This is a genomic window from Pseudomonas sp. RW10S2 (assembly GCF_014268985.1).
Classification (GTDB): domain Bacteria; phylum Pseudomonadota; class Gammaproteobacteria; order Pseudomonadales; family Pseudomonadaceae; genus Aquipseudomonas; species Aquipseudomonas wayambapalatensis.
On sequence record NZ_JABWRO010000016.1, the window covers coordinates 36,126 to 59,145 of the forward strand.

Annotated in this window: 23 protein-coding genes; 8 read left to right on the forward strand and 15 right to left on the reverse strand. The window is 64.3% G+C overall.

Features of this window, described 5'->3' with window-relative positions; translation table 11 throughout:
- Positions 1-23 precede the first annotated feature (23 nt).
- Positions 24-2,096, forward strand: coding sequence for an EAL domain-containing protein (locus tag HU729_RS05850; RefSeq protein WP_186708930.1), 2,073 nt, complete (start codon positions 24-26; stop codon positions 2,094-2,096).
- On the opposite strand, the gene HU729_RS05855 is transcribed toward HU729_RS05850, so the two are convergent.
- Both HU729_RS05855 and HU729_RS05860 read right to left on the reverse strand, forming a co-directional pair.
- Positions 2,093-2,353 carry a DUF1652 domain-containing protein gene (locus HU729_RS05855; RefSeq protein WP_186664320.1) on the reverse strand — a complete coding sequence of 87 codons (261 nt, stop codon included), beginning with the start codon at positions 2,351-2,353 and terminating at the stop codon, positions 2,093-2,095. The genes HU729_RS05850 and HU729_RS05855 overlap by 4 nt on opposite strands.
- A 269-nt stretch (positions 2,354-2,622) precedes the next feature.
- The gene (locus tag HU729_RS05860) at positions 2,623-3,270 is read right to left on the reverse strand and encodes a DUF1345 domain-containing protein (RefSeq protein WP_186708991.1); all 648 of its coding nucleotides are present in this window, start codon (positions 3,268-3,270) and stop codon (positions 2,623-2,625) included.
- A gap of 169 nt (positions 3,271-3,439) precedes the next feature.
- On the opposite strand from HU729_RS05860, the gene HU729_RS05865 reads away from it, so the two are divergent.
- Positions 3,440-4,354, forward strand: coding sequence for a tyrosine-type recombinase/integrase (locus tag HU729_RS05865; RefSeq protein ID WP_186708941.1), 915 nt, complete (start codon positions 3,440-3,442; stop codon positions 4,352-4,354).
- A gap of 19 nt (positions 4,355-4,373) precedes the next feature.
- On the opposite strand, the gene HU729_RS05870 is transcribed toward HU729_RS05865, so the two are convergent.
- On the reverse strand, positions 4,374-5,564 hold the full coding sequence (locus HU729_RS05870) for a type II secretion system F family protein (protein ID WP_186708943.1): 1,191 nt from the start codon (positions 5,562-5,564) through the stop codon (positions 4,374-4,376).
- A gap of 11 nt (positions 5,565-5,575) precedes the next feature.
- Positions 5,576-6,001, reverse strand: a complete 426-nt coding sequence (gene gspG, locus HU729_RS05875; RefSeq protein ID WP_186664325.1) for a type II secretion system major pseudopilin GspG — start codon at positions 5,999-6,001, stop codon at positions 5,576-5,578.
- 175 nt (positions 6,002-6,176) lie between these two features.
- On the opposite strand from gspG, the gene HU729_RS05880 reads away from it, so the two are divergent.
- Positions 6,177-6,773: a lytic transglycosylase domain-containing protein gene (locus HU729_RS05880; protein ID WP_186708945.1), complete on the forward strand. Its 597-nt coding sequence runs from the start codon at positions 6,177-6,179 to the stop codon at positions 6,771-6,773.
- An 8-nt stretch (positions 6,774-6,781) separates the two neighbouring features.
- On the opposite strand, the gene HU729_RS05885 is transcribed toward HU729_RS05880, so the two are convergent.
- The 3 genes from HU729_RS05885 to HU729_RS05895 form a co-directional block, all read right to left on the reverse strand.
- Positions 6,782-7,378 (reverse strand): hypothetical protein, encoded by a 597-nt coding sequence (locus tag HU729_RS05885; RefSeq protein WP_186708947.1) that lies wholly within the window; start codon positions 7,376-7,378, stop codon positions 6,782-6,784.
- Between the two features lie 90 nt (positions 7,379-7,468).
- The gene (locus HU729_RS05890; RefSeq protein ID WP_186708949.1) at positions 7,469-7,855 is read right to left on the reverse strand and encodes a VOC family protein; all 387 of its coding nucleotides are present in this window, start codon (positions 7,853-7,855) and stop codon (positions 7,469-7,471) included.
- A 164-nt stretch (positions 7,856-8,019) separates the two neighbouring features.
- Positions 8,020-8,880 carry a CAP domain-containing protein gene (locus HU729_RS05895; protein ID WP_186708951.1) on the reverse strand — a complete coding sequence of 287 codons (861 nt, stop codon included), beginning with the start codon at positions 8,878-8,880 and terminating at the stop codon, positions 8,020-8,022.
- Between the two features lie 256 nt (positions 8,881-9,136).
- On the opposite strand from HU729_RS05895, the gene HU729_RS05900 reads away from it, so the two are divergent.
- A complete protein-coding gene (locus HU729_RS05900; protein WP_186708953.1) occupies positions 9,137-11,305 on the forward strand; it encodes a TonB-dependent siderophore receptor in 2,169 nt (722 codons plus the stop codon).
- A 15-nt stretch (positions 11,306-11,320) separates the two neighbouring features.
- Here the strand turns inward: HU729_RS05900 and HU729_RS05905 are convergent, their stop codons facing one another.
- From HU729_RS05905 to HU729_RS05930, 6 genes are all read right to left on the reverse strand, one after another.
- A complete protein-coding gene (locus HU729_RS05905; RefSeq protein WP_186708955.1) occupies positions 11,321-11,932 on the reverse strand; it encodes a cell wall hydrolase in 612 nt (203 codons plus the stop codon).
- Positions 11,933-11,979: 47 nt separating this feature from the next.
- Positions 11,980-12,897 (reverse strand): AEC family transporter, encoded by a 918-nt coding sequence (locus tag HU729_RS05910; protein ID WP_186664339.1) that lies wholly within the window; start codon positions 12,895-12,897, stop codon positions 11,980-11,982.
- A gap of 117 nt (positions 12,898-13,014) precedes the next feature.
- On the reverse strand, positions 13,015-13,878 hold the full coding sequence (locus HU729_RS05915; RefSeq protein WP_186708969.1) for a LysR substrate-binding domain-containing protein: 864 nt from the start codon (positions 13,876-13,878) through the stop codon (positions 13,015-13,017).
- 73 nt (positions 13,879-13,951) lie between these two features.
- Positions 13,952-15,259, reverse strand: a complete 1,308-nt coding sequence (locus HU729_RS05920) for a phosphate ABC transporter substrate-binding/OmpA family protein (protein ID WP_186708972.1) — start codon at positions 15,257-15,259, stop codon at positions 13,952-13,954.
- Between the two features lie 84 nt (positions 15,260-15,343).
- Entirely contained in the window at positions 15,344-15,946 is a 603-nt protein-coding gene (locus HU729_RS05925; RefSeq protein WP_186664345.1) for a cupin domain-containing protein, read from the reverse strand.
- Between the two features lie 42 nt (positions 15,947-15,988).
- Positions 15,989-17,941, reverse strand: coding sequence for an FAD-dependent oxidoreductase (locus tag HU729_RS05930; RefSeq protein ID WP_186708982.1), 1,953 nt, complete (start codon positions 17,939-17,941; stop codon positions 15,989-15,991).
- A 144-nt stretch (positions 17,942-18,085) separates the two neighbouring features.
- On the opposite strand from HU729_RS05930, the gene HU729_RS05935 reads away from it, so the two are divergent.
- Entirely contained in the window at positions 18,086-18,853 is a 768-nt protein-coding gene (locus HU729_RS05935; protein WP_272979759.1) for a class II aldolase/adducin family protein, read from the forward strand.
- A 58-nt stretch (positions 18,854-18,911) separates the two neighbouring features.
- Here the strand turns inward: HU729_RS05935 and HU729_RS05940 are convergent, their stop codons facing one another.
- The gene (locus tag HU729_RS05940) at positions 18,912-20,309 is read right to left on the reverse strand and encodes a cytosine permease (RefSeq protein ID WP_186664349.1); all 1,398 of its coding nucleotides are present in this window, start codon (positions 20,307-20,309) and stop codon (positions 18,912-18,914) included.
- Positions 20,310-20,577: 268 nt separating this feature from the next.
- On the opposite strand from HU729_RS05940, the gene HU729_RS05945 reads away from it, so the two are divergent.
- The 3 genes from HU729_RS05945 to HU729_RS05955 all read left to right on the forward strand — a co-directional run bounded on the left by HU729_RS05945 (position 20,578) and on the right by HU729_RS05955 (position 22,182).
- Positions 20,578-21,465 (forward strand): EamA family transporter, encoded by an 888-nt coding sequence (locus HU729_RS05945; RefSeq protein ID WP_186708983.1) that lies wholly within the window; start codon positions 20,578-20,580, stop codon positions 21,463-21,465.
- Between the two features lie 60 nt (positions 21,466-21,525).
- Positions 21,526-21,846 carry a YbjQ family protein gene (locus HU729_RS05950; RefSeq protein WP_186708985.1) on the forward strand — a complete coding sequence of 107 codons (321 nt, stop codon included), beginning with the start codon at positions 21,526-21,528 and terminating at the stop codon, positions 21,844-21,846.
- 141 nt (positions 21,847-21,987) lie between these two features.
- Positions 21,988-22,182, forward strand: coding sequence for a hypothetical protein (locus HU729_RS05955; protein WP_186664354.1), 195 nt, complete (start codon positions 21,988-21,990; stop codon positions 22,180-22,182).
- Positions 22,183-22,268: 86 nt separating this feature from the next.
- Here the strand turns inward: HU729_RS05955 and HU729_RS05960 are convergent, their stop codons facing one another.
- On the reverse strand, positions 22,269-22,604 hold the full coding sequence (locus HU729_RS05960) for a hypothetical protein (RefSeq protein WP_186664356.1): 336 nt from the start codon (positions 22,602-22,604) through the stop codon (positions 22,269-22,271).
- Positions 22,605-23,020 lie beyond the last annotated feature (416 nt).

Below are 23,020 nucleotides of genomic sequence, written 5' to 3' on the forward strand. Positions count from 1 at the left end.
CTCGCCCTCTGCCGGAACTTGAAATGCTGACAGGTAGCTACTCCTCTTCGCTGGTGTTGATCTCGCTGTGCGTGGCCATCCTGGCGTCCTACACCGCACTCGACCTCGCAGGCCGCATCGCCACCGCCAAGGGACGCGCGGTGTATCTGTGGATGGGCGGCGGGGCGCTGGCGATGGGAATCGGCATCTGGTCGATGCATTTCATCGGCATGTTGGCCTTCGAGTTGCCCATCGAGCTGGGCTACGACCTGGGCTTGACCGCGTTGTCACTGCTGATCGCCGTGTTATCTGCAGGCTTTGCCTTGTGGTTGGTCAGCCAGCCGCGGTTGAGTTGCCCGCAGGTGGGCTCGGGTGCGCTGTTCATGGGCACCGGGATTGCCTGCATGCACTACACCGGCATGGCTGCCTTGCAGATGCTGCCCGGGATCGACTACGACCCGGCGCTGTTCGGTGCTTCGCTGGCCATCGCCGTGGGCGCCTCGGCGGCAGCCTTATGGATTGCCTTCCGCCTGCGCAGGCAGACGCCGTACGTTCGGCAGATCCGCGGTGCCGCAGCGGTGCTGATGGGGGTTGCCATCGTCGGCATGCACTACACCGGCATGGCGGCGGCCAACTTCCCCGAGGGTAGTTACTGCGGTGCGCTGGTCGGCGGGTTGTCTGGCGACTGGCTGGACTATGCAGTACTGATCACCACCCTGGCGGTGCTGGCGGTGGCCTTGCTGACGTCGGTGCTGGACGCGCGCCTCGAATCCCGCACCGCGGAACTTGCGCGCTCATTGACCCAGGCCAACCAGGAGCTGACGCAACTGGCCCTGCACGACACCCTGACCGGGCTGCCGAACCGCACCTTGCTGGCCGACCGTATCGAGCAGGCCATGGCCAAGGTGGCAGAGCAAGGTGGTTGCTTTGCGCTGATGTTCATCGACCTGGACGGGTTCAAGCCGGTCAACGATGCCTTCGGCCATCATGTTGGCGACCAGTTGCTCAAGGCGGTGGCTGCGCGGCTGCGTGGACATCTGCATAGCCAGGACACCTTGGCGCGGATTGGTGGTGACGAGTTCGTCCTGCTGGTCGAGTTGCAGGAACCGGACGATGCTGTGGGCGTGGCGGACAAACAGGTCAACCTGGTAGCCAGGCCATTTCGTGTTGCAGAGCACGACCTGCAATTGTCGGCAAGCCTGGGTATCGTGCTCTACCCGGGTAATGGCCAGGACCAGCACGAACTGCTGCGCAATGCCGATGCGGCCATGTATCACGCCAAGAGCGCGGGCAAGAACGGCTACAGTTTTTTCGACACCTCGATGAACAGTAACGCCCGCCAGCAGCTGCAATTGCTGCAGGACCTGCGCGCGGCGCTCGAGCATGACCAGTTCCGGCTGTATTACCAACCCAAGTTCGAAGCGCACCAATGTACGCCGATCGGTGCCGAGGCCTTGTTGCGTTGGGAGCACCCGCAGCAAGGGCTGTTGCTGCCGGACCGTTTCATCGGCCTGGCGGAGAAGACCGGCCTGATCATCCCCATCGGCGAATGGGTGCTGGGCGAAGCCTGCCGGCAGATGCGCCTGTGGCTGGATCAGGGCCATGGACATTGGCGCATCGCGGTGAACCTGTCGGCCATCCAGTTCTGCCATTCAGGGTTGGTTGACAGTGTCTCGCGAGCCTTGGCCGACAACGGCCTGCCGGCCAACCGCCTGACCCTGGAAATCACCGAAACCACCGCCATGCGCGATGCCGATGCCAGCCTGACGGTGTTGCAGCGCTTGTCGGACATGGGCGTCGATCTGTCAATCGACGACTTCGGGACGGGCTATTCCAGCCTGATGTACCTCAAACGCCTGCCGGCGAACGAGCTGAAGATCGACCGCGGTTTTGTCCGCGACCTCGAGCATGACAGCGACGATGCCGCGATCGTTTCGGCGATCGTTGCGTTGGGGCAGGCATTGGGTTTGCGGATCGTTGCCGAGGGCGTTGAAACCGATCGTCAGCAGGACTTCCTGACCCGCCTGGGCTGCGATTCGCTGCAGGGCTACTTGCTGGGTCAGCCGGTACCGGCCGAGCAGTTCATGCAACGGCTGACGCAGGGCGAGAACGGCTAACCCGCGTCGCGCAGGGTAGGGAAGGGGTTGAAGGCGTCCATCTCGGCTTCGACTGCCTCGATGATGCGCTCCACATCTGCCGCGGCCATGATCGCGGCGCAGGGAATGCCGGCGATGGCCAGCAGGGTTTCGCCAGTGGCCCGGTCGAACAAGCGCGCGACCATGCTGCGTGGTGCATCCATGCTGGCCTCGAAGCCCAGCGGGTGGAAATGCCAGCGCATCACCTGGCAGGCGTTGGGGAACGTCATCTTGTTCATGCCAGCCTCCATTTCCGGGTGTTCGGGCGTCTGGTCGCTGAACCCTGTGCCTGGCCTTGTCGTGAAGGGCAGGGGGGACAGCGAAACTTAAACATAGCAGCTACGGCGCCAGTGTCGCGCAGCGAAGATGACAAATCGGCGAATGCATGACACAGGTCACATCCACGTGGCTCCGGCAAATCACGGGCGTCCATGGGGGCAAACGTTTTCCGCGTGGCTTGGCGAGCAACGGGTGCGAACCTGACCGACCTGCGCTTTCGGACCAGCGGTCAACTGAGCAGGCCGGCGGCGATATTGATGGTGAAACCCAGGATCGCGGTGTTGAACACGAAACTGACCAGGGAGTGGGCCAGCACCACCCGGCGCATGGCTCGGCTGGCCACGCCTATGTCCGAGGTCTGGACCGCGACACTGAGGGTGAAGGAGAAATAGTGGAAGTCCCAGTAATCGGGGTTGCGTTCGCCATCGGCGAAGCGCAGAGGGGGCTCCTTGTGGCTGTCGGTGTAGAACAGCCGCGCGTAGTGCAGGCTGAAGATACAGCCGATCAACAGCCAGGATCCGGCCACGGTCAGGCCGGTATACAGGTAGTGCAGGGCCTGCGCGCTGCCGTGCAGGCCGCGACTGGACGCCAGTTGGAGGGTCACGGCGACCAGGCTGGCAATGGCTGCAATGCAGACGGTGAACAGGACCAGGCCTGCGTTTTCGTCCTCGACATTGGCGACCTTGCGCACGGTTTGGGATGTAGCGCGCCAGGTCAGCCACAGCACCAGCGTTAGGTACAGCCAGACACCGAGGTTCCAGCCTGCGAGAAAACGCTGCGTCCAGTCGTCTGCGGGGATCAGCCAGCCGCCGAGCAGGCCAACAAGCGTGGCAAGGGTCAGGCGTGGGTGGGTTCGGGTCAGGCGGTGGAAAGCCATGGGCGCTCGGCGGTAGTCTGGGTTGTCTTCCACTTTAGCCTGCACCAGGTGGTGTTGTGTCGCCGCGCGTTCGATCCGTGGTCGATCATCAGGTACCATCCGCGTTCGCCATCGATAAAAGCCTTGTGTATCAAGGTGATGACTCGTTTCACGCTACAGGATCCACGTTTTGACCGATTCCCTGCACAATCCCTTGCTGCAGTACCTGGCACGCCTGGCGCCCTCCAGCCAGTTGACCATGCGCTATATCCTCCAGGATGCCGCCGACCGGCTGGGGTTCGCCGATTGCGACATCGCCGCGGTGCCCTGGCACCTGATCGAACCTGGCCACGTCATTGCCCTGGTGGCAGCCTTGCGTGCCGATGGTTTTGCACCCAATACCTCTTCGCTGTACGTCAACGCGGTGCGCGGGGTGATGAATGAGGCCTGGCGCCAGGGGCTGATCGACCACGAGCATCTACTCAGGATTCGCGAGGTCAAGCCTGCGAGCGGCACGCGCCTGCCACCTGGGCGCAACCTGCGACGCAGCCTGATCCGTGAGCTGATGGAAGTCTGCGCTGCCGATCCGCGGCCGCAAGGTGTGCGCGATGCGGCGATCATCGCCTTGCTGTACGGCACCGGGATGCGCAAGTCCGAGTCGGTGGACATCGACTTGTGCGATGTCGACTTCCACGAACACAGCCTGCAGGTGCTGGGCAAGGGCAATCGGCAACTGGTCAAGTACGCCCCGGCCTGGGCCTTCGACAAGCTGCAGGCCTGGCTCGACCTGCGCCGCGCGCAGTTGCCGGAGGGCGCGGCGGACGATCCCTTCCTCTTCAACCGGATTCGCCGGGGCAGCCATATCACCCGTGCGCGCATCACCAAGCATGCGATCTACTACATCGCCCGCCAGCGTGGCGCGCAGGTGGGGGCGAAGATCATGCCGCACGATTTTCGCAGGGCGTTCATTACCCGGGTGATCGAGGAGCACGACCTGTCGATTGCCCAGAAGCTTGCCCACCATGTGAACATCCAGACCACCGCAGGGTACGACCGACGTGACGACAACGAGCGGCGGCGGGCGGTGGAGCGCTTCGACTATTGAGATCGGCGTTGTGCCCCGCTCAATGAATGCTCGAGGCCAACTCGAAGATCGGCATGTACATCAGGATCACGATCAGCCCGATCAGCAGCCCGATGAAGGTCATCAGCAGTGGTTCGAACAAGCGCACGAACCACTCGACCCAACGACCGATCTCCTGGTCATGGAAATCGGCGCAACGTTCGAGCATCTGCCCCAGGTTCCCTGATTGCTCCCCCGCCCGCAGCAGACGCAGCGACACCGGCGTGACCAGCCCGCCAGCCTCCAGCGCCGCCGACAAGGCTAGCCCTTCGCCCACCTGCCGCGCCGCACGCTCCAGCCCTTCGCCTGCAACGCTGCCGAGCAGTCCGCGCGCCATCCCCATTGCGGTCAGGATCGGAATGCCACCCTGCAGCAGGATCCCCAGCGAACGATAGAACCTCGCCAGCTCGTACATCAGCAAGCGCTGGTGCAAGGCCGGCAGGCGCTGCAGTTGGCGGTTGGCAACGCGGCGCACACGCGGGTGGCGGCGCAGCAGCACCAGGGTGAGGATGCCTGTCAGTGTGCCGAGCCCCAAGGGCAGTTGCTGGGCATGTAGAAACAGGCCGACCTTCATCAGCACCCGCGACAGCCACGGAAGTTCACTGCCCATGCCCTCGAACACCAGGCTGAAGCGCGGCACCACATAGCCGAGCAGAAACAATACGACCCCCCCGCCGACCAACAACAGCAACAAGGGATAGACCGACGCGCCCACAAGCTTCTGGCGCACCAGGTCCAGGCGCTGGCGATAGCTGATATAGCGGCCGAGGGCATCACCCAGGGCTCCGGTGCGCTCGCTGGATTGCACCAGCGCCACATAGAGCCCGGGGAAGATCCGGGGCTGCTGGGCCAGCGCCTGGGACAGCGAACGGCCTTCGTACAGCTGGCTCACCAGTTGGCCAAGCACCTTGCGCGCCGGGGCGTTCGGCGCCTTTTGCGCCAGGCTTTCCAGGGCGTCGATCAGGGGCAGGCCGGCGTCGAGCAGAGTCCCCAGCTCCTGGCTGAACAGCACCAGGTCGAAGGGCTGAGCGCGCCGCCAGTTGCCATGCGACCAGGACAACCCCTGGCGTTGCAGGCTCACTACCCGCAGCCCCTGGTCCTGAACCTGGCGCCGGGCATGCTCGGCATCCTCAGCTTCGACCTGCATTTGCACGATACCCTGCCTGCCGAGGGCCTTGAGGCTGTAGCGCATGGCGAATGCCCTCACTGCCAACTGGTGACTTCGGCGTTTTCGCCGTCACCACCGGGCTGGCCGTCCTTGCCCATCGACAGCAGATCGTACTCGCCACCGTTCTCACCCGGCTGACGATAGATGTAAGGGCGGCCCCAAGGGTCCTGGGGCACGGCCTTCTGCAGATAAGGGCCGGACCAGCGCGCCTCGCCACCGGGGGCGGTGACCAGCGCCTGCAAACCCTGCTCGCTGCTGGGGTAGTGGCCCACCTCGAGGCGGTACAGGTCCAGTGCCTTGCCCAGCCCTTCGATCTGCGCCCGGGCAACCTTGGCTTCGGAGCGGCCGAGCTGGCTGAAGTACTTGGGCGCGACGATGCCGGCCAGCAGGCCGAGCACCACCAGCACCACCAGAAGTTCGAGCAGGGTGAAACCACGTTGTGTGCGAATGCGGCGCTGCATGGCGATGCCCTCCGATGCGTGTACAGGCCCCCATGCAACAGCCGTGCACGTCTGCCTTGCGGCCTTGTGGCATGCGGCTCAGGCAAGCGGCACGCTGCTTGCGTGAGAGCTGCAGGGCCCAGGTTTTTCGGGGCATTTCCCCCACATCGGGGGGCACGGCGGGGAGACGAGCGACATGCGTGGACTCATCCTTGGCTTGATCGGGCTGCTGGCAGGTGCGGCCCAGGCTGACGTGTACATCTCCATCGGCGCGGGTGGCACCTACGTGCTGTCCAACGTGCATCGACCGGGGCGCCAGTATGAGCGGGTCATCAGCGAGACCCGCCCCCAGGCCGGCCCTCTGGAGGCGCAACTGTTGAGTGGGCGCCCCTACGCTGACCTGGTAGCGGATGCGGCCCGCCTGCATGAAGTGCCCCAGGCGTTGCTGCATGCCGTGATCAAGGCCGAGTCCGGCTACAACCCCAAGGCCCGCTCGGCCAAGGGGGCTGCCGGATTGATGCAATTGATGCCCGATACCGCCCGGGAGATGGGGGTCAAGGACGTCCTCGACCCCAAAGACAATGTGCAGGGCGGGGCGCGCTACCTGAAGCGCATGCTCAGGCTGTTCGACAACGACATCACCCTGGCCGTGGCAGCCTACAACGCCGGGCCCGACGCGGTGATCAGCCGTGGTCGCGTGGTGCCGCCCTTTGCCGAAACCCGGCGCTATGTGCCCAACGTGCTGCGCGACTACCGGCGCCTGCAGGGGCTCGCCGAGGGTGGGGCGTGGTGAGCGGTGGATCAGTGCGCGATGACGGAGGGCACTTCGCCGCCCAGCGAAAAGCGATAGCCAATGTCGATATCGGGGGCTGGCCGGTGGCAGTGGGTGCGACTGAGCAGGAACTCGAACGCCGGCTCGTACAGCCCGTCACGTACTACTGCGCCGGCAAGGACCTCGACCTGGTACCAGCCGTTGTCGAGTTCGATCATCGGTCGGCCCGGCACCTGGTAGCGGGCCATGAAGTCGCCAAGGGTCTTGTTGGTGAAGTGCTGCAGCATGCGCCAGGTGAACAGCATCAGCGCGTGGTTCTCCACGTGCAGCACGTAGCCTGCGCGGCGGTGTGCCACGCGACTGCCGGCTTCGAGCAGGGCCGGGGTTCGTTCGTCGAGGCTGAAGATGATGCGGTAGGGCAGGTTATCGATGCCTGCCAGGGGCAGTACCACGCCTTCGAGCACGGCGCGGTCGCCGCTGTCGGTGTCGGTGCGGGGGTGGGTGAATTCGTGGGCAAGGTCGTCGGGTAGCGCGTTGTCATCCTTGAAACGCGCCAGTCGCTGGATGTCGCCGACGAGGAAATAGTCGACCAGGTCGTTCAGGACTTCGCTGAATTCGTAGCGCATCGGATTTTCCTTGTTCTATGTGCGCTGGCGGGTAAACAGAATGTAGCGGATGCCGTGAGGGCTGTCGCCTCTGCCGGCAGTCCGCTGTGATCAATGGCGTTGGGCGATCTGGATCAGGTTGCCACAGGTATCGTCGAACACCGCCACGGTGACAGGCCCCATTGGCGTAGGCGGCTGGGTGAACTGCACGCCGCCGGCGCACAGGCGCGTGTACTCGGCCTGGATGTCACGCACGGCGAAGGAGGTGGCCGGGATGCCGTCGGCCTTGAGCGCGGCCTTGTAGGTTTTGGCAGCCGGATGGGCATCGGGCTCGAGCAGCAGCTCGACACCATTGGGGTCGTTGGGGGAGGTGAGGGTGAGCCAGCGGTGCTGGCCCATCGGAATGTCGTGTTTGGGCTGGAAACCCAGAACGTGATGATAGAAAGCCAGAGCCTTGGCCTGGTCGTCGACGAGGATGCTGGTGACTACGATCTTCATAGGCTGCACCGTTCCTGAGGGTCGTAGCGTTAAGTAAAGACGCTGCGCGCCATTTGACCAGTCTGATGGCGGGGCGAGGCACCCTTGATCCTATCTGCAGGAGCGGGGGGGCGGAGCTCCGACTTGACCCGCGATGGGGCGCGCAGCGGCCCCATGCATCCGCCTCACTGCGGCGACCCGAACAATGCCGTCCAGTAGATCCCCGCATCGCTCGTGGGATCTACGGCATAGGCTGCGCCCAATTCGCGGTAATCCGGGTTCATCAGCGTTGCGCAGTGGCCAGGGCTGGCCAGCCAGCCATCGACCACCTTGCGTGGCGTATCGCGGCCGGCAGCGATGTTTTCGCCGATCTGCTGATACAGATAGCCGGCAAGCTCGGCCCGATCACCCGGCGTGCGGCCGTCGCGGTCGATGTGGTCGAAGAAGTTCTGGTTGGCCATCGCCCGCGTGTGGTTGGCGGCGACACCGGCCAGCGTGGTATTCCAGCTCAGGGCCGCTGCTGCTGCGAAAGGCTGCCCACCGCATTGGCGCGGTATCTTGCGCGCGGCGTTGACCTCCTGCAGCAGTTTCTGGCCTTCGGCTTGCCAGTCGCCGAGGCGCCCGCTGAGCAGCGGGCGTGCCAGCACGATGCGCCAGTCGCGGCCTTCCTGGCTGACACCGATATCCACGAACTGCGGGTCGAGCACCACCTGGCAGAAGCTTTCTTCGATGGCGCTCATCGCCGCCTTGGCATCCCGTGGCCCAGACAAGCTGATGGCCTGGACATTGACCATGGGGTAGGCGGCACGGGTCATGGCCTGCTGCAGGTCGCGGGTGCCTTCCGGCGACAGCGCCAGGCGGGTGTCGCTATTGAGCGGCGGCAACTCCAGCGAACCTGCGTCGCCGCAGCGCTGGGCCTGGCTGCGGTAGGCATTGATCGACTCGATCAGTTGCGCTTCGTCGCCGCTGATCGCCAGGGCACTGGTGGAAATGACCAGGCCGAGTGACAGGGCGCCAAGGCAGGCAACAGATGACAGGACGCGCATCAAGAATCTCCCTATGACTGGCAGCGACCTCGTGTTGGCGCTGCCCATCCTACACAAGCTGCAGGCTTTTGGCCTCGTCTTGTGAGTTGCAGTAAACCACCGACAACCGATTGTTGCGGCAAAAGAGGCAGTAGACCGGCGAAGGGCGAAAAAGTGCAATTGATTGGAAATAATTCGCAATATCCATTATAAACACGACTCAATCGCAATAATGCATGCCAGGAAGGCGCTCCATTCACTTCATCGGGAGCCTTTCATGGCACGTTCCTGTCCTTTTCGTCCGACCCTGCTCGCCCTCTGCTGTTCCCTTGGCATAGCCGCCCATGCCGCTGATGCGCCGCTGGAGCTCGACGCCACCGCGATCAACGCCGATGCCGTCAAGGCGCCTCGCACCCAGTTGCCGGAGGCCTTCGCAGGTGGGCAGGTGGCTCGTGGCGGGCAGATGGGCGTGCTGGGCAACCAGGACATGATGGACGTGCCGTTCACCATGACCAGCTACACCTCGCAGTTGATCGAGGATCAACAGGCCGAGGATATTGGTGATGTGCTGCTCAATGACCCCTCGGTGCGCCAGTCGTTCGGCTTTGGCAACCAGTCCCAGGTCTTCGTGATCCGCGGCCTGCCGTTGAGCGGCGACGACGTGTCGTTCAATGGCCTGTACGGCGTGCTGCCACGGCAGATGATCTCCACCGACGCGGTAGAGCGGGTCGAGCTGTTCAAGGGCCCCAATGCGTTCCTCAACGGCGCCAGCCCCACTGGCACCGGCCTTGGTGGCAACGTCAACCTGCAGCCCAAGCGCGCCGGCGACACGCCGACTCGCCGTTATACCCAGGACATCAGCAGCGATGGGCGCATCGGCGAACACCTGGACATCGGCCAGCGTTTCGGTGAAGACAACCGTTTCGGCGCGCGCCTGAACCTGTCCCAGCGTGAAGGCGAAACCGCCGTGGACGACCAGGACCAACGCAGCAAACTGTTCGTTGCAGGCCTGGACTATCGTGGTGACCAACTGCGCCTGTCGGCCGACATCGGTTACCAGAAGCAGCGCGTCAATCACCTGCGCAATTCGGTGCGCCTGGGCTCGGCGGTGACCAGCATCCCGCGTGCTCCGAGCGCCGATCACAACTACGGCCAGGATTGGTCGTGGACCGAGACCGAGGATACCTTCGGCATGCTGCGCGGCGACTACGACTTCAACGAGAACTGGAGCGGCTACATCAGCGGGGGCGTCAAGCACACCCGCGAGAACGGTTTCTATGGCACGCCGGTCCTCACCAACGCTGCCACGGGCGCCGCGACCATCGGTGGTTCGCAGATCCCGCACAACGAAGACAACACCAGCCTGATGGCCGGGATCAATGGCCGCTTCCAGACGGGCCCGGTGAGCCACCAGTTGAATCTCGGCGCCGCGAGCATCTGGACCCAGCAGGAAAACGCCTACGTCTTCTACAGCTCGCAGAACACGAATATCTACAACACCAGCCCACTGCCCAAACCGACAACGCCTACGCTGGTCGGCGGCATGCTCGACGACCCAGGTGTGACCGGCAAGACCCGCAACCGCAGCCTGGCGCTGTCCGATACCGTGGGGCTGTTCGACGACACGCTGCTGCTCACCGCTGGCGTACGCCGCCAGCAACTGCGTGTCGAAGGCTATGCCTACCGCGGCACGGGTGTGGACGCCGGGCGTACTGCGTTCTACGACGAAGCGGTCACCACACCAGTGTATGGCATCGTCTACAAGCTCAACCCGTCGGTCTCGTTGTACGCCAACAGCATCCAGGGCCTGGCCCAGGGCGCCACGGCGTCGGGCCAGGTGGTCAACGTCGGTGAGGTGTTCCCACCGGCCAAGACCAAGCAGATCGAGGCGGGCATCAAGTTCGACCGCCAGACCTACGGTGCCAACCTGGCGCTGTTCCGTATCGAGCGGCCCACCGATGGCTACGTGCAGGGCAACCTCTATGTGCAGGACGGCGAGCAGGTCAACAAGGGGATCGAGCTCAGCGGATTTGGCGAGCCGGTGCCGGGCCTGCGCCTGATGGCCGGTGGCACGCGCATGGACACGGAGCTGAAGAACACCCAGAACGGCACCAACGATGGCAACAAAGCGGTGGGGGTCCCGACCTTCCAGCTCAATGCCAGCGTCGACTGGGATGTGCCTGGGCTCGACGGCGTGGCGCTCAATGCCCGCATGCTGCGCACCGGCGGGCAGTACGCCAACCCGGCCAACACCCTCAGCCTGCCGACCTGGAACCGCTTCGACGTGGGCGCGCGCTATCGCCTCAAGGTGCAGGAAAAAGACATCACCTTGCGCATGAACGTCGAAAACCTGACCGACAAGAACTATTGGGCCTCGGCCAACGGCGGTTACCTGACCCAGGGCGACCCACGGCTGGTCAAGTTCTCCGGGACCATCGATTTCTGATGGCCCGTCGCCTCGCTATCGCGCCAGTGCCTGGTTGGGCTTGTAGAAGATGAAATGCGTGGTCTGCGCTGTGCGCCGATAGGCCTTGGCCCAATCTGGCCGCACAGTGCGATCATGGAAGTACAGCGCCCCCGCGGTGCTGTCCTGCAGCTGCTGGTTCAATGCCTTGCGCGCGATTTCCTTGGCGACCTCGTAGCGCTCCTTTTCCTCGACCTGGTCAGGGCGCCCGTCACACCACCAGGAGAACTGGCAGCTCTTGCTCTCGACGCCTTGCTTGACCACGCCGCAGATGGTGTCGGGGAAGCCGTCCTTGCCCAGGCGGTTGAGCACTACACTGGCCACTGCGCTCATGTCTTGCTCGTCAGCGCCCTTGGCCTCCCAGTAGAGGGTGCGGGCAAGGCAGGTGATGCTGTCGTCCAGCGGCGCTTGCCCGGCCGGATCCACGGCCTGCACCTCGGTGGGGGTGATCTTCTCCGGCGCCTTGGGTGGCGGGGAGTCGTTTACCACTTTCTGTTCCAGCGCCTGGGCCTTGTCTTCAGCGACTGCGGCCTTGGCGCTGTCGGCGGCATGCAACGGGCCTGCGGGCAGGGCCAGGAACAGGCTGATGACCATCCACGGGTGGCGCATGATCGGGCTTCCGCGTCAGTGAGCTGATTACATTCTAGCCAGTGGTTTCAACTTAGCGTGAGGCTCAGCATCAATGGCAGGGTGACGGCTGCGGCGACGGTCTGCAAGGCGATGATGGTCGCCATCAGCGGCGCATTGCCCCCCATCTGCCGGGCCATGACGTAGGACGATGATGCGGTGGGCAGCGCCTGGAACAGCACGGCCACCACGGCGGCCTGGCCGCTGAGACCGAGCAGGCGACACAGGCCGAAGGTGGTCAGTGGCATGACCAGGAACTTGAACGCCGAGGCGGCCACCAGGGGCTTGACCTGCTGGCCCATCCGCGCGCCGCCCAATGCCGCTCCGACGCACAGCAAGCCGAGGGGCAGGGCGGCCTGGCCAAGGGCCTTGACCGTCGGCTCCAGCCCCGCCGGCAGGCCAAGCCCGGTGACCCGCAGCAGCAGGCCACCCGCGCAACCTACGATCAACGGATTGGCGAAGATCGCCCGCAGCACGGTCAGTGGCGAGCTGTGGCGAGCACTGAAACGGGCGAATACCAGTACGCAAAGCAGATTGACCAGCGGCACGATCGCCGCGTTGGCCACGGCCGCCAGGGCGATGCCGGCGCTGCCGTAGATGCCCGCCGCCAGGGTCGCGCCAATGTAGTTGTTGAAGCGTATGCCACCCTGGAACACCGAGGTGAAATCAGCACCATCGTGGGCTGCCGCGCCCTGGTAGAGCACCAGCAGCAGCGCGCCTGCGAGGGTCGAGAGCATCAGCACCCCAACCATGCCCAACACCGGTACTCCATCCAGGTTGGCGGTGGCCAGGCCATGCAGGAACAGTGAGGGCAGCAGCACGTAGTAGCTCAGGCGCTCGGCGCCGGGCCAGAAACCCTCCGCGAGAAAACCGCGCACCCGCAACAGAGTGCCCAGGGCGATCAGCAGGATGATGGGCACCAGGGTGGTGAGGAGCAGAGGCAGCATGGTCGCGGTTCCGTGGTCGGGTACCGGCACAGGTTAGCGAGGTGAGTCAGCAGAAAAAAACGTTGTTTTCTGCATTCACCGTTGAGAAAAACTGCATGGTCGTAAGCAGTTGCCTGATCAACTGCCCAGGGCGGTCCTGAGTACCGCGCTCAGGTGACGGCGCTGGCTCTTTTCATGTTCCAGCAACACCACGTGGCGGCTCAGTTGCGGCTCACCAAAAGGCAGCACCGTGGCGGGCGGCAGCCGTTGCAGGTCGTCGTCGCTCATCGGGATGATCGCCACCCCGAGGCCCATTGCAGCCATGCGTGCCAGGGCTTCCTGGCTGTCCAGCTCCATCTGCTCGCTGACCTGCAAATGCTGGCGACGCAGTTCCTGTTCGATCTGCCGACCGGCCCAGGCGCGTTTGTCGAAGCGCAGGAACGGCTGGTTGGCGAGCAGTTGCGCCAGGCTTTGCCCGGCCAGGTCGGGGCTGGCGACGGCCCAGAAACGGTCGGAGAACAGCGGGCTGAACTGCAGGCTCTGCGGGTAGGGGCTGACCGGTTCGGTGGTAATGGCGGCGTCCAGCTCACCGTCCTCGATCCGCCGCGCAAGTTCCGCGGACATGCCCGAGACCACGCTGATGTGCAGTTGCGGATGGTGCGCCTTGATCCACACCAGCGCCTTCGGCAGGCGCCGGGCGAGCACGGTATGGATCGCACCGATACGCAGGCGTCCACGCAGGCTCGGGCCGCAGGCCAGGGTATCGGCCAGCTCGTCGTAGGCGGCGAGAATGCTTTCGGCGCGCGCTACGGCCAGTTGCCCGGCTTCGGTGAGTATCACCTGGCGACGGCTGCGGTCGAACAGCGGCACTTGCAGTTCGTCTTCGAGTGTCTTGATGTGCAGGCTTACCGCCGAAGGGGTCAGGCTCAGCAGGTCGGCGGCGCGGGCGAAGGTGCCGTGGCGGGCGATGGTGACCAGGGTACGCAGGGCTTTGAGGGACACGCGACGGTTCTCCTGCACGGGAATGCCCGGCACGGTACGCGCATCGCGCCTCCTCGGGCAAGCGCCAGGCAGGTCAGTAGACCCACACCTCCACCCGGCGATTGCGCAGGCGCCCCTGTTCCAGGTCGTTGTCGGCTACCGGCAGTTCATCACCCATGCCGGTGACATCCCGGATCTCCACGCCGCTGCGCGCCAGTTCACGGCGCACGGCCATGGCGCGCAGGCGCGAGAGCAGGGCGGCGCGGCCGGGCGTTTCCTTGGGGTCGCCAAAGCCCACGAGTACCGCTTTGTCACGCAGCTTGCCGACCTGGCGCAGGTAGTCGCTGACCCGCTGCACATCGCGCAGGGCCTTGTTGTCGAGGCTGGCGCTGCCCTCCTGGAAGCGGAAGTTGACGCTCAGCCGCCGGGCCTCCGCAGCCAGGGCACGGTATTGCGCGGGCATCTCGGCCTGCACCGCGACCGGCAATGCCTTGACCTGCTGCGAGACGAAACCCTGAGCGGCAACAATGGCCTGCCCGGCAGGGCCCTGGGTGAATTCGGCCAGCGCCCTGGCCTGGTCGGTCGCTTGGGCCGGCAGGTAGAAGAACAACCGCCGCGACAGCGGATAGTCTTCGCTGGCCACGCCTGCGGCGGTTGGCAACAGGGCCGGTGCATCGCCTTCGGCGATGGCCAGCAGCTTGGCGCCATGCACTGTGGTCAGGCTGCTGAAACCGATGGCCGCGGGATCGGCCTTGACCCGTTCGGCCAAGGCATCGCCGGATTCGAAGCGTTCGGCCCGTGGCGAGAGCTCCAGTGCCCGTGGTTGCAGTACCAGCGCGCGAAAGGTTTCGAAGGTGCCGGAGCGATCGTCACGGGCGTACAGGTGAATGGGGCCGCCCGCTACACCGAGTTGTTCCCAGCGTTGGATCTGGCCGGAGAAGATCTGGGCCAGTTGCGCGGTACTCAACTGCTGCAGGCGGTTGTCGGGGTGCACCATGACCGCAACGCCGTCCAGGCCGATCACCTGCTCGCTGGCCGCGCTGCGCAGGTCGCCCAGGCGCTGCAGTCGCAGCACTTCCTGGTCGGAAATCGGGCGCGAGGCGGCGGCAAGGTCGGCTTCGCCACTGTCCAGGGCACTGAAGCCGGTGCTGGAACCATGAGCGGCGATCGTGATCAGCAATGGCTGACCCTGGGCGTCGCGGGCACGGATATAAGTCTCGTTGGGCTGTTTCCCGCGCTCGCTGCGGATGTCTTGCGCACCTTGGCTTTGCAGCAGCCCACGCACCAGCGCAGGGCCCAGCGCCGCGCCGATGGTGTTGGAGCCCTGGATACGCAGTGTGGCTGGCTCCGCCTGAGCCAGCAGGGGCAGCAGGCAGAGCAGAAGAGCGAGCGGGCGGGGCATGCCGGGATCCTTGAGGCACAGATATGTCCGGCAGATTACGACAGCGGTGTGAATGAAAAATGACGGTCAGGCGCAGGCCAGCGGTCAGAAGGTGGGCGGCGTGATCACCCAGATGACCACCGTGTCCACCTCGCCAGGGTTGCCATAGCGGTGCGGCTCCTGGCTGGGAAAACTGAAGCTGTCGCCTTCATCGAGCAGGAAGTGGCGCTCTCCCACCCACAGCTCGAAACGCCCTGACAACACATACCCGGCTTCCTCGCCTTCGTGGCTGTAGCTCTCCTGGCTGTAGGCGCCCGGCGGGAAGCGCGAATGCAGCATCTCCAGCTGGCGGTTGGGCTGCGGGGTGAGCAACTGGTCGACCACGCCATCTTCGTAATGCACGCTCAGACGGCTTTGCCTGCGCACCACGAAGCCCTGGTCCTCGGGCGCGGTGCTGGCTTCGCTGGCGAAGAACCACTGGATGGTCACCCCCAGGCTGCGGGCGATGTTGAACAGCGCCGGGATCGAGGGGTACGACAGGTTGCGTTCCAGCTGGCTGATGTAGCCAGCGGTCAACTCGCTGAGGCGGGCCAGTTCCGCCAGGGTCATGCCGCGGCGCTTGCGCAGGCCGCGGATGCGGGTGCCGAGGAACTGCGGCGCGGCGGCACCGCCTTCGGCGAGTTGCGGGACGAGGGGGCGCTGGCTCATCGAGGGTCGGTCCATCGGTAAAAACCGGGAGTATGACCAGCCTCAGAGCGACCAGGCAACCGCCAGGCCGTCATGGATTGCCTCTTCAGCGGTTCGTGGAGCCAGGCAATCGCCGATGCGCCGTACTTCGACCAGCCCGGCCAGTTCCTGGGCCAGGGTGTCGACAGGCTGGTGACCGAGGCACAGCACCAGGGTGTCGATCTGTTCGAAGATCATGGGTTCGCCACTGGCGGAGTGCTGCAAGTACACGGTGTTGTCGTCGGTGCCGTAGAGGCGGGCGTAGGGGGTGATGGGGATACCCAGGCGGTGCAGTTCGCCGGCCATCTGGTCACGCACGTAGAGCGGCAGGCTCTCGCCGCAGTGAGTGCCATTGACAGCCAGTTGCACCTGATGACCTTCGCGCACCAGGCGTTCGGCGATGCCTGGGGCGATCCAGTCGCAGCGCCAGTCCAGCACCAGCACCGAGCGCCCCAGGGCGTGCTCGTTGCGCAGCACCTGCCAGGCATCCACCACCTGCAGCTCGCCGCTGCGCTCAAATGCAGGCCAGTAGGGGGTGGCACCGGTGGCCGCGATCACCAGGTCTGGCCGTTCGCGCTCGACCAGCGCGCGGTCTACACGGGTATTGCGTACCACCTGCACCCCTGCCAGTGCCAGTTCGCGCTGCAAGTTGGTGCTGGCGCCGCCGAACTCGCTGCGCCGTGGCAGCAGTTGCGCCAGCAGCACCTGGCCGCCGAGCTGCGGGCCCGCTTCGTACAGCGTCACTTCATGGCCTCGGGCGGCGGCGACGATGGCCGCCTTCATGCCTGCCGGACCACCGCCAGCCACCAGGATACGCTTGCGCCGGGAGGCAGGTGTGACGGTGCCGTACTGCAGTTCACGACCGGTTTCCGGGTGCTGGATACAGGAGATCGGCAGGCCCCGATGGAAGTGGCCGATGCAGGCCTGGTTGCAGGCGATGCAGGCGCGCACGTCTTCGACACGGCCTTGTTCGGTCTTGGTCGGCATCTGCGGGTCGCAGATCAGCGCACGGGTCATGCCGCACACATCGGCCTGGCCACGGGCGAGAATCAGTTCGGCTTCCTGCGGCTGGTTGATACGGCCAGTGACGAACAGCGGGATGTCCAGGCGCGCCTTGAAACTACCGGCTTCGCGGGCCAGGTAGGCCGGTTCGATGGCCATCGGCGGGACGATATGCACCGCGCCACCCAGGGTCGCCGAGGTGCCGGCGACGATGTGCAGGTAATCGACCTGATTCTGCACCGCGATGGCGGCCGCCAGTGATTCGTCTTCGCTCAAGCCTTCGCTGTCACGCTCGTCGGCACTGATGCGCAGGCCGACGATGAACTGTTCGTCAGTGGCTGCACGCACCGCTGCCAGCACTTCGCGCAGAAAACGCAGGCGTGCTTCGAGGTCGCCGTTGTAGCCATCGGTACGACGGTTGACACGTGGATTGAGAAACTGCGCGGGCAGGTAACCGTGGCTGGCCACCACTTCGACGCCGTCCAGCCCGGCCTGGTGCAGGCGCCGGGCTGCACTGGCGTAGCCCTGGACGATTTCGTCGATCATGGGCTGCTCCAGGGCGCGCGGCATCACGCGAAAGCGCTCGTTGGGCACCGCCGAGGCCGAGTAGGCCACTGCCAGCAGGCCATCGGCCGATTCCATGATCTCCCGGCCGGGATGGAACAGCTGCGACAGCACCACGGTGCCGTGTGCGTGGCAGGCCTGGGCGATACGTCGGTAACCGTCGATGCAGGCATCGTCGGTGGCCATCAGCACATGCGAGGTGTAGCGCGCGCTGTCGTGAACCCCGGCGACCTGCAGCACGATCAGGCCGGCGCCGCCCTCGGCGCGGGCGCGCTGATAGGCGACGAGCTTGTCGTTGACCAGGTTGTCGGTGGGCAGGCAGGTGTCGTGACCACTGGACATGATGCGGTTCTTCAGGCGTTTGCCACGGATCTGCAAGGGTTCGAACAGGTGAGCGAAGGCAGTCGACATGCGTACGAGCTCCAGCGTGCGTTCTTGTTTTTTTTCATGGAAGTGTACCTTCAGTAAAAAATCAACTTGTTTTTTTACTTTGGCAGGACTAGCGTTCGGCTCATCCCCTCGTACTGGGATAAGCTCGTCCCCACAAGAACAACCCTGGATGACACCATGCACCCCAGCGAACGTACCCTGCGTGAGGAACTGGCCGCCTGTTATCGGCTGATTGCGCATTTCCGCATGACGGACCTGATCTTCACCCACATCTCGGTGCGCGTGCCCGGCCCCGAGCATCATTTTCTGATCAACCCCTATGGCCTGCTGTTCGAGGAAATCACCGCGTCCAACCTGGTGAAAATCGACCTGCAAGGGCGTGCCGTGGAGGCGTCGCCGTACCCGGTCAATCCGGCTGGCTTCGTCATCCACAGCGCCATCCACGGCGCACGCGAGGATGCCCAGTGCGTGTTGCACACCCACACCCGTGCCGGGTGCGCGGTGGCGGCGCTCGAGTGCGGGCTGCTGCCGGTCAACCAGATCTCCATGGAGTTCTACGGCAAGGTCGCTTACCACGACTATGAGGGTGTCGCCCTGGACATGGACGAGCAGCAGCGACTGGTCGCCGACCTCGGGGACAAGCCGGTGATGATCCTGCGCAATCATGGGCTGCTGACGGTGGGGCGCACGGCCGGCGAGGCGTTTCTGCGCATGTTCTACCTGGAGAAGGCCTGCGAGATCCAGTTGGCGGCGCAGAGTGCCGGGAAGGTGGTGCTGCCATCGCCCGAGGTCTGCGCGCACACCGAGCAGCAGTTCAATGCTCCGGCGAGGCCGCTCAAGCCCGGTGAGCTGGCGGACCCGGATGCCATGGGGCTGGCCTGGGGGGCGCTGTTGCGCTTGCTGGAGAAAGTGGCGCCGGATTATCGGGACTGACGGCAGAAGCGGCTTTTTGTAGCGAAAGGCCGCTTCTGCAAAAGACCGGTGTCGTCGGTCAATGTGCCTGGGGTTCGATCAACTGCGCCGGCGCTTGCCTGGCCTTGCCCCGGGCAACCCAGTAATACAGCACGCTGGGTACCACCAACCCGATCAGCCACGACACATCGACACCGCCCAGGTGCGCAACCATGGGCCCGGTGTACAGCTTGGTGTCAATGAAGGGCATCTGGATCAGCACGCCGATGCTGTAGACGATGATGCCGGGCCAGTTCCAGCGGCCATAGCGCCCGTCGGGATCGGCCAGGGCAGGGATGTCGTAACGCTCGCGGGTAATGAAGTAGTAGTCCACCAGGTTGACCGCGCTCCAGGGCACGAAGAAGGTCAGCAGGAACAGGATGAACGACTTGAACGCACTCAGGAACGAATGCTGACCGAGCAGGGCCACCAGCGTCGCAGCACCCACGATGCCGAGCACGAACAACAAGCGCTGCAAGCGACTGATCTGCAGGCTGCCGCGAAAACCGCTGATGATCGTGGCGATGCACATGAAGCTGCCGTAGCTGTTCAGGGTTGAGATGGTCACCTTACCGAAGGCGATGGCGAAGTACAGCAGCGCCGCGGTGGTGCCGGCGCCACCCAGGCCGACGATGTAGGCCACTTCACGCCCCGAAAACTGACCGCCGGCAATCGCTGCGGCGAACACGCCGAGGATCATCGATGCCTGGGCGCCGATCACCGAGCCCAGGCCGGCGGCGAGGAAGGTCTTGAGCGGCGACGTGTTGCTGGGCAGGTAGCGTGAATAATCGGCGACGTAGGGGCCGAAGGCGATCTGCCACGAGGCGGCCAGCGACACCGCCAACAGGAACGAGGCCCAGCTGAAGTGGCGGTTGTCGAGCAGTTGGCCGATATCGGCGAGCATCAGGATACGGCTGAACAGATAGACGAACGCAATGATCCCCAGCACGCTGGCGACACGGCCGATCCAGTGGATCACGCGGTAGCCGGCGAGGGTGGCCAGCACGATCACGCCAGCGAAGATCAGGATACCGGCACTGTCGCTGACACTGAGCAACTGGCCGATAGCCTGGCCCGACAGCACTGTGCCGGTGGCAGTGAACCCCAGGTACATCAAGCACACCAGCACCATCGGGATGGCCGCGCCATAGACGCCGAACTGCACGCGGCTGGAGATCATCTGCGGCAGCCCCAGTCGCGGCCCCTGGGCGGCGTGCAAGGCCATGACCGCTCCGCCAATCACTTGGCCCAGCAGCAGGCCGATCAGCGACCAGAACACATCACCGCCAAGCACGACGGCGAGGGCGCCGGTCACGATGGCGGTGATCTGCAGATTGGCTCCCAGCCACAGGGTGAACTGGCTGTACACGCGTCCGTGGCGTTCAGCTTCGGGAATGTAGTCGATCGAGCGCCGCTCGATCACGGGCTTGCTGGACATGTGGTGCTCCGCTGGTTTGTTGTTGTAGGGCGGGGAGGGCATCCTGAGGGATGACTCTGCTCTTATATCATCATGTATATACAAGATGGTCAATGCGCAGGCATCGACTTTTGGGATAGCGAAAAGGTCACTGCAAAACCATCCACCACTTGCATAAACAGCTGACTGTTGCGCAACCCTAGGCCGCAACTGTGCTGGTCGCTGGCGAAGGAATACCCTTATGCTGTAACGAAATATGTCGTGAATGCCTGATAGAAGGAACACCGCAATGCCAGTCAAGGACCTGCTGATCGCCCTGTTGGTGATCATTGCCTGGGGCGTCAACTTCGTGGTCATCAAGGTCGGGCTCGACGGCCTTCCGCCCATGCTGCTCGGCGCCTTGCGTTTCATGCTGGTGGCCTTTCCGGCGATCCTCTTGATCAAGCGCCCGAACCTGCCCTGGCGCTGGCTGATCGCCTATGGCGCGACCATCTCCCTCGGGCAGTTCGCCTTCCTGTTCCAGGCCATGTACAGCGGCATGCCTCCGGGGCTGGCTTCGTTGGTACTGCAATCGCAGGCGTTCTTCACCTTGGGTTTCGCTGCGCTGTTTCTGGGGGAGCGGTTGCGCCCGGCCAGTGTGCTCGGGTTGCTGGTGGCGGCCGGCGGCCTTGCGGTGATCGGCAGCGAAGACAGCAGTCATGTGCCATTGGTGGCGCTGCTGTTGACCCTGTGCGCCGGCGCCATGTGGGGCATGGGCAATATCATTACCCGGCGCTTTGGCTCGGTGGACCTGGTGGCCCTGGTGATCTGGGGCGGGTTGATCCCGCCGCTGCCGTTCCTGGCGCTGTCGTGGTGGTTGGAGGGGCCGGAGCGCATCGGTCATGCGCTGGCCAACATCGGCATGAGTTCGGTGCTGGCGTTGCTCTACCTGGCGCTGGTCGCCACCATGCTCGGCTACAGCCTGTGGAGCACATTGCTCTCGCGTCACCCGGCCGGCAAGGTCGCGCCATTTTCGCTGCTGGTGCCGGTGATCGGCCTGAGCTCCTCGGCCTGGCTGCTCGACGAGCGCCTGAGCGCCGCACAGGGTTGGGGGGCGCTGCTGGTGATGCTGGGGCTGCTGATCAATGTCTTCGGGCCCCGCCTGGGCCAACGCCTGCGAGCTGCCAGCGCGCAGTAACCTGTCGAACGCGAGGCTCTGTTAGCATCTGGGGTTTTCCAGAACCACGGAGCCGCGCCCATGATCATTTCCACTACCAGCCAGCTCGAAGGTCGCCCGATCAGCGAGTACCTCGGCGTGGTCAGCGCCGAATCGGTGCAGGGCGTCAACTTCGTGCGCGATTTCTTCGCACGCTGGCGCGACTTCTTCGGCGGTCGCTCGCAAACCCTGGAAAGCGCATTGCGCCAGGCGCGCGAGCAGGCCACCGAGGAACTGCTGGAGCGGGCACGTCGCTTGCAGGCCGATGCAGTGGTGGGCGTGGACTTCGAAATCAGCATGCCGTCCGTGCAGGGTGGGATGGTCGTGGTGTTCGCCACCGGGACGGCTGTGCGTCTTAAATAGCGGCGAGGTGCCACTGGTCGGGCAAAGGTCTTTCGTCCGGGTGGTCTGCAAATGACCGGCTAGTCTCAGTTCAACGAGCCGTGTTTCTCTGGGCAAGCAGGCTGCTTGCCGACGCGGTCGCCTTTGGAGGGGAGACAGGGTATGAGCGAGTCCTATATCGAAGACCTGAACGACGCATTCCCGATCAACAGCCAGGTACGTTGCGGCCAGACGGCCTTTCACCTGGGTTTTGCCAACATGACTCTGGACGAATCTGAGCAGCTTCAGCCGGCCCACTTGCAGCGCAGCAAGAAAGGGCGCTTCACGCCACGGGTGCCCGCCAAGAAGTCATCCTGACGACTCATTGATGCCCATCGCAGGGGCCTGCTCCGGGCATGAAAAAGCCCGGCCTTGCGGGCCGGGCTCAAGTAGCGGTGTACAACTCAGTTGAGTGGGTCGATCACCTTGACGGTCTGCTGCTCACGGGCGGCAGGCCATTCTTGTTGCAGGGTCATGAGTACGCGTTCGACGAACTGAGTGTCGGCGGCGGCCTTCTTGCCGACGTAGCCCTGGCCACGGCGGTAGACCTTGAAACGGGCGCACATGCTGTCGGGCATATGCAGGTCGGATTCGTCTTCGACGGTGTTGGCCGGCAGGCGGTCGAGGCGGACCTCGCCAGTCTGGCTGACCCACAGCAGGTGGTCGTCGAGGCTGTCCTTGCGTGCGGCGAACAGCTGAGCCAATTGGTCGATCGTAGGATTGTTGTTCAAGTTCATCATAAAGCCCCCATTACCCATTCGTTGGTGATTTTCACAGTTGGCGCCACAGCGGTGTAGCGCTCTACCAAGGCTGCTACAGCAGCATCGCAACAGGGGCTTTCTCACGCTGCCTTTTGGACAGTTTCCCTCTCCACGGACGGCCTGCGTTACCGCGCAGGCCGTCTGGAACACCCTTGCCACCGCTCCCGATCAGGGAGACGGCCTCATCATGCACAAGGCTGGGGAAGGGCGTCAATGGGTTTGTAGTGAAAATTTTTAGTCACTACATCTTGTCGGACAATCCTGCTTTTTCAGGGGAATAGCGCGCACTCAAGGTCATCCCTTTCAAGGTGTTCGCGTGCGATTGTGTGAGGGCTGGCAGGGGCTTGCCGAAAGTTTTTTAGTGCCTATGAGATCGAGCGCCGCCCGCGCGGCGC

What these genes read in the sequence shown, in the direction of transcription:
- HU729_RS05850 (WP_186708930.1), top strand. Translation starts at nt 24, where the DNA reads ATGCTGACAGGTAGCTACTCCTCTTCGCTGGTGTTGATCTCGCTGTGC.
- HU729_RS05855 (WP_186664320.1), bottom strand. Translation starts at nt 2,353, where the DNA reads ATGAACAAGATGACGTTCCCCAACGCCTGCCAGGTGATGCGCTGGCAT.
- HU729_RS05860 (WP_186708991.1), bottom strand. Translation starts at nt 3,270, where the DNA reads ATGGCTTTCCACCGCCTGACCCGAACCCACCCACGCCTGACCCTTGCC.
- HU729_RS05870 (WP_186708943.1), bottom strand. Translation starts at nt 5,564, where the DNA reads ATGCGCTACAGCCTCAAGGCCCTCGGCAGGCAGGGTATCGTGCAAATG.
- gspG (WP_186664325.1), bottom strand. Translation starts at nt 6,001, where the DNA reads ATGCAGCGCCGCATTCGCACACAACGTGGTTTCACCCTGCTCGAACTT.
- HU729_RS05880 (WP_186708945.1), top strand. Translation starts at nt 6,177, where the DNA reads ATGCGTGGACTCATCCTTGGCTTGATCGGGCTGCTGGCAGGTGCGGCC.
- HU729_RS05885 (WP_186708947.1), bottom strand. Translation starts at nt 7,378, where the DNA reads ATGCGCTACGAATTCAGCGAAGTCCTGAACGACCTGGTCGACTATTTC.
- HU729_RS05890 (WP_186708949.1), bottom strand. Translation starts at nt 7,855, where the DNA reads ATGAAGATCGTAGTCACCAGCATCCTCGTCGACGACCAGGCCAAGGCT.
- HU729_RS05895 (WP_186708951.1), bottom strand. Translation starts at nt 8,880, where the DNA reads ATGCGCGTCCTGTCATCTGTTGCCTGCCTTGGCGCCCTGTCACTCGGC.
- HU729_RS05900 (WP_186708953.1), top strand. Translation starts at nt 9,137, where the DNA reads ATGGCACGTTCCTGTCCTTTTCGTCCGACCCTGCTCGCCCTCTGCTGT.
- HU729_RS05905 (WP_186708955.1), bottom strand. Translation starts at nt 11,932, where the DNA reads ATGCGCCACCCGTGGATGGTCATCAGCCTGTTCCTGGCCCTGCCCGCA.
- HU729_RS05910 (WP_186664339.1), bottom strand. Translation starts at nt 12,897, where the DNA reads ATGCTGCCTCTGCTCCTCACCACCCTGGTGCCCATCATCCTGCTGATC.
- HU729_RS05920 (WP_186708972.1), bottom strand. Translation starts at nt 15,259, where the DNA reads ATGCCCCGCCCGCTCGCTCTTCTGCTCTGCCTGCTGCCCCTGCTGGCT.
- HU729_RS05925 (WP_186664345.1), bottom strand. Translation starts at nt 15,946, where the DNA reads ATGAGCCAGCGCCCCCTCGTCCCGCAACTCGCCGAAGGCGGTGCCGCC.
- HU729_RS05930 (WP_186708982.1), bottom strand. Translation starts at nt 17,941, where the DNA reads ATGTCGACTGCCTTCGCTCACCTGTTCGAACCCTTGCAGATCCGTGGC.
- HU729_RS05940 (WP_186664349.1), bottom strand. Translation starts at nt 20,309, where the DNA reads ATGTCCAGCAAGCCCGTGATCGAGCGGCGCTCGATCGACTACATTCCC.
- HU729_RS05945 (WP_186708983.1), top strand. Translation starts at nt 20,578, where the DNA reads ATGCCAGTCAAGGACCTGCTGATCGCCCTGTTGGTGATCATTGCCTGG.
- HU729_RS05950 (WP_186708985.1), top strand. Translation starts at nt 21,526, where the DNA reads ATGATCATTTCCACTACCAGCCAGCTCGAAGGTCGCCCGATCAGCGAG.
- HU729_RS05955 (WP_186664354.1), top strand. Translation starts at nt 21,988, where the DNA reads ATGAGCGAGTCCTATATCGAAGACCTGAACGACGCATTCCCGATCAAC.
- HU729_RS05960 (WP_186664356.1), bottom strand. Translation starts at nt 22,604, where the DNA reads ATGATGAACTTGAACAACAATCCTACGATCGACCAATTGGCTCAGCTG.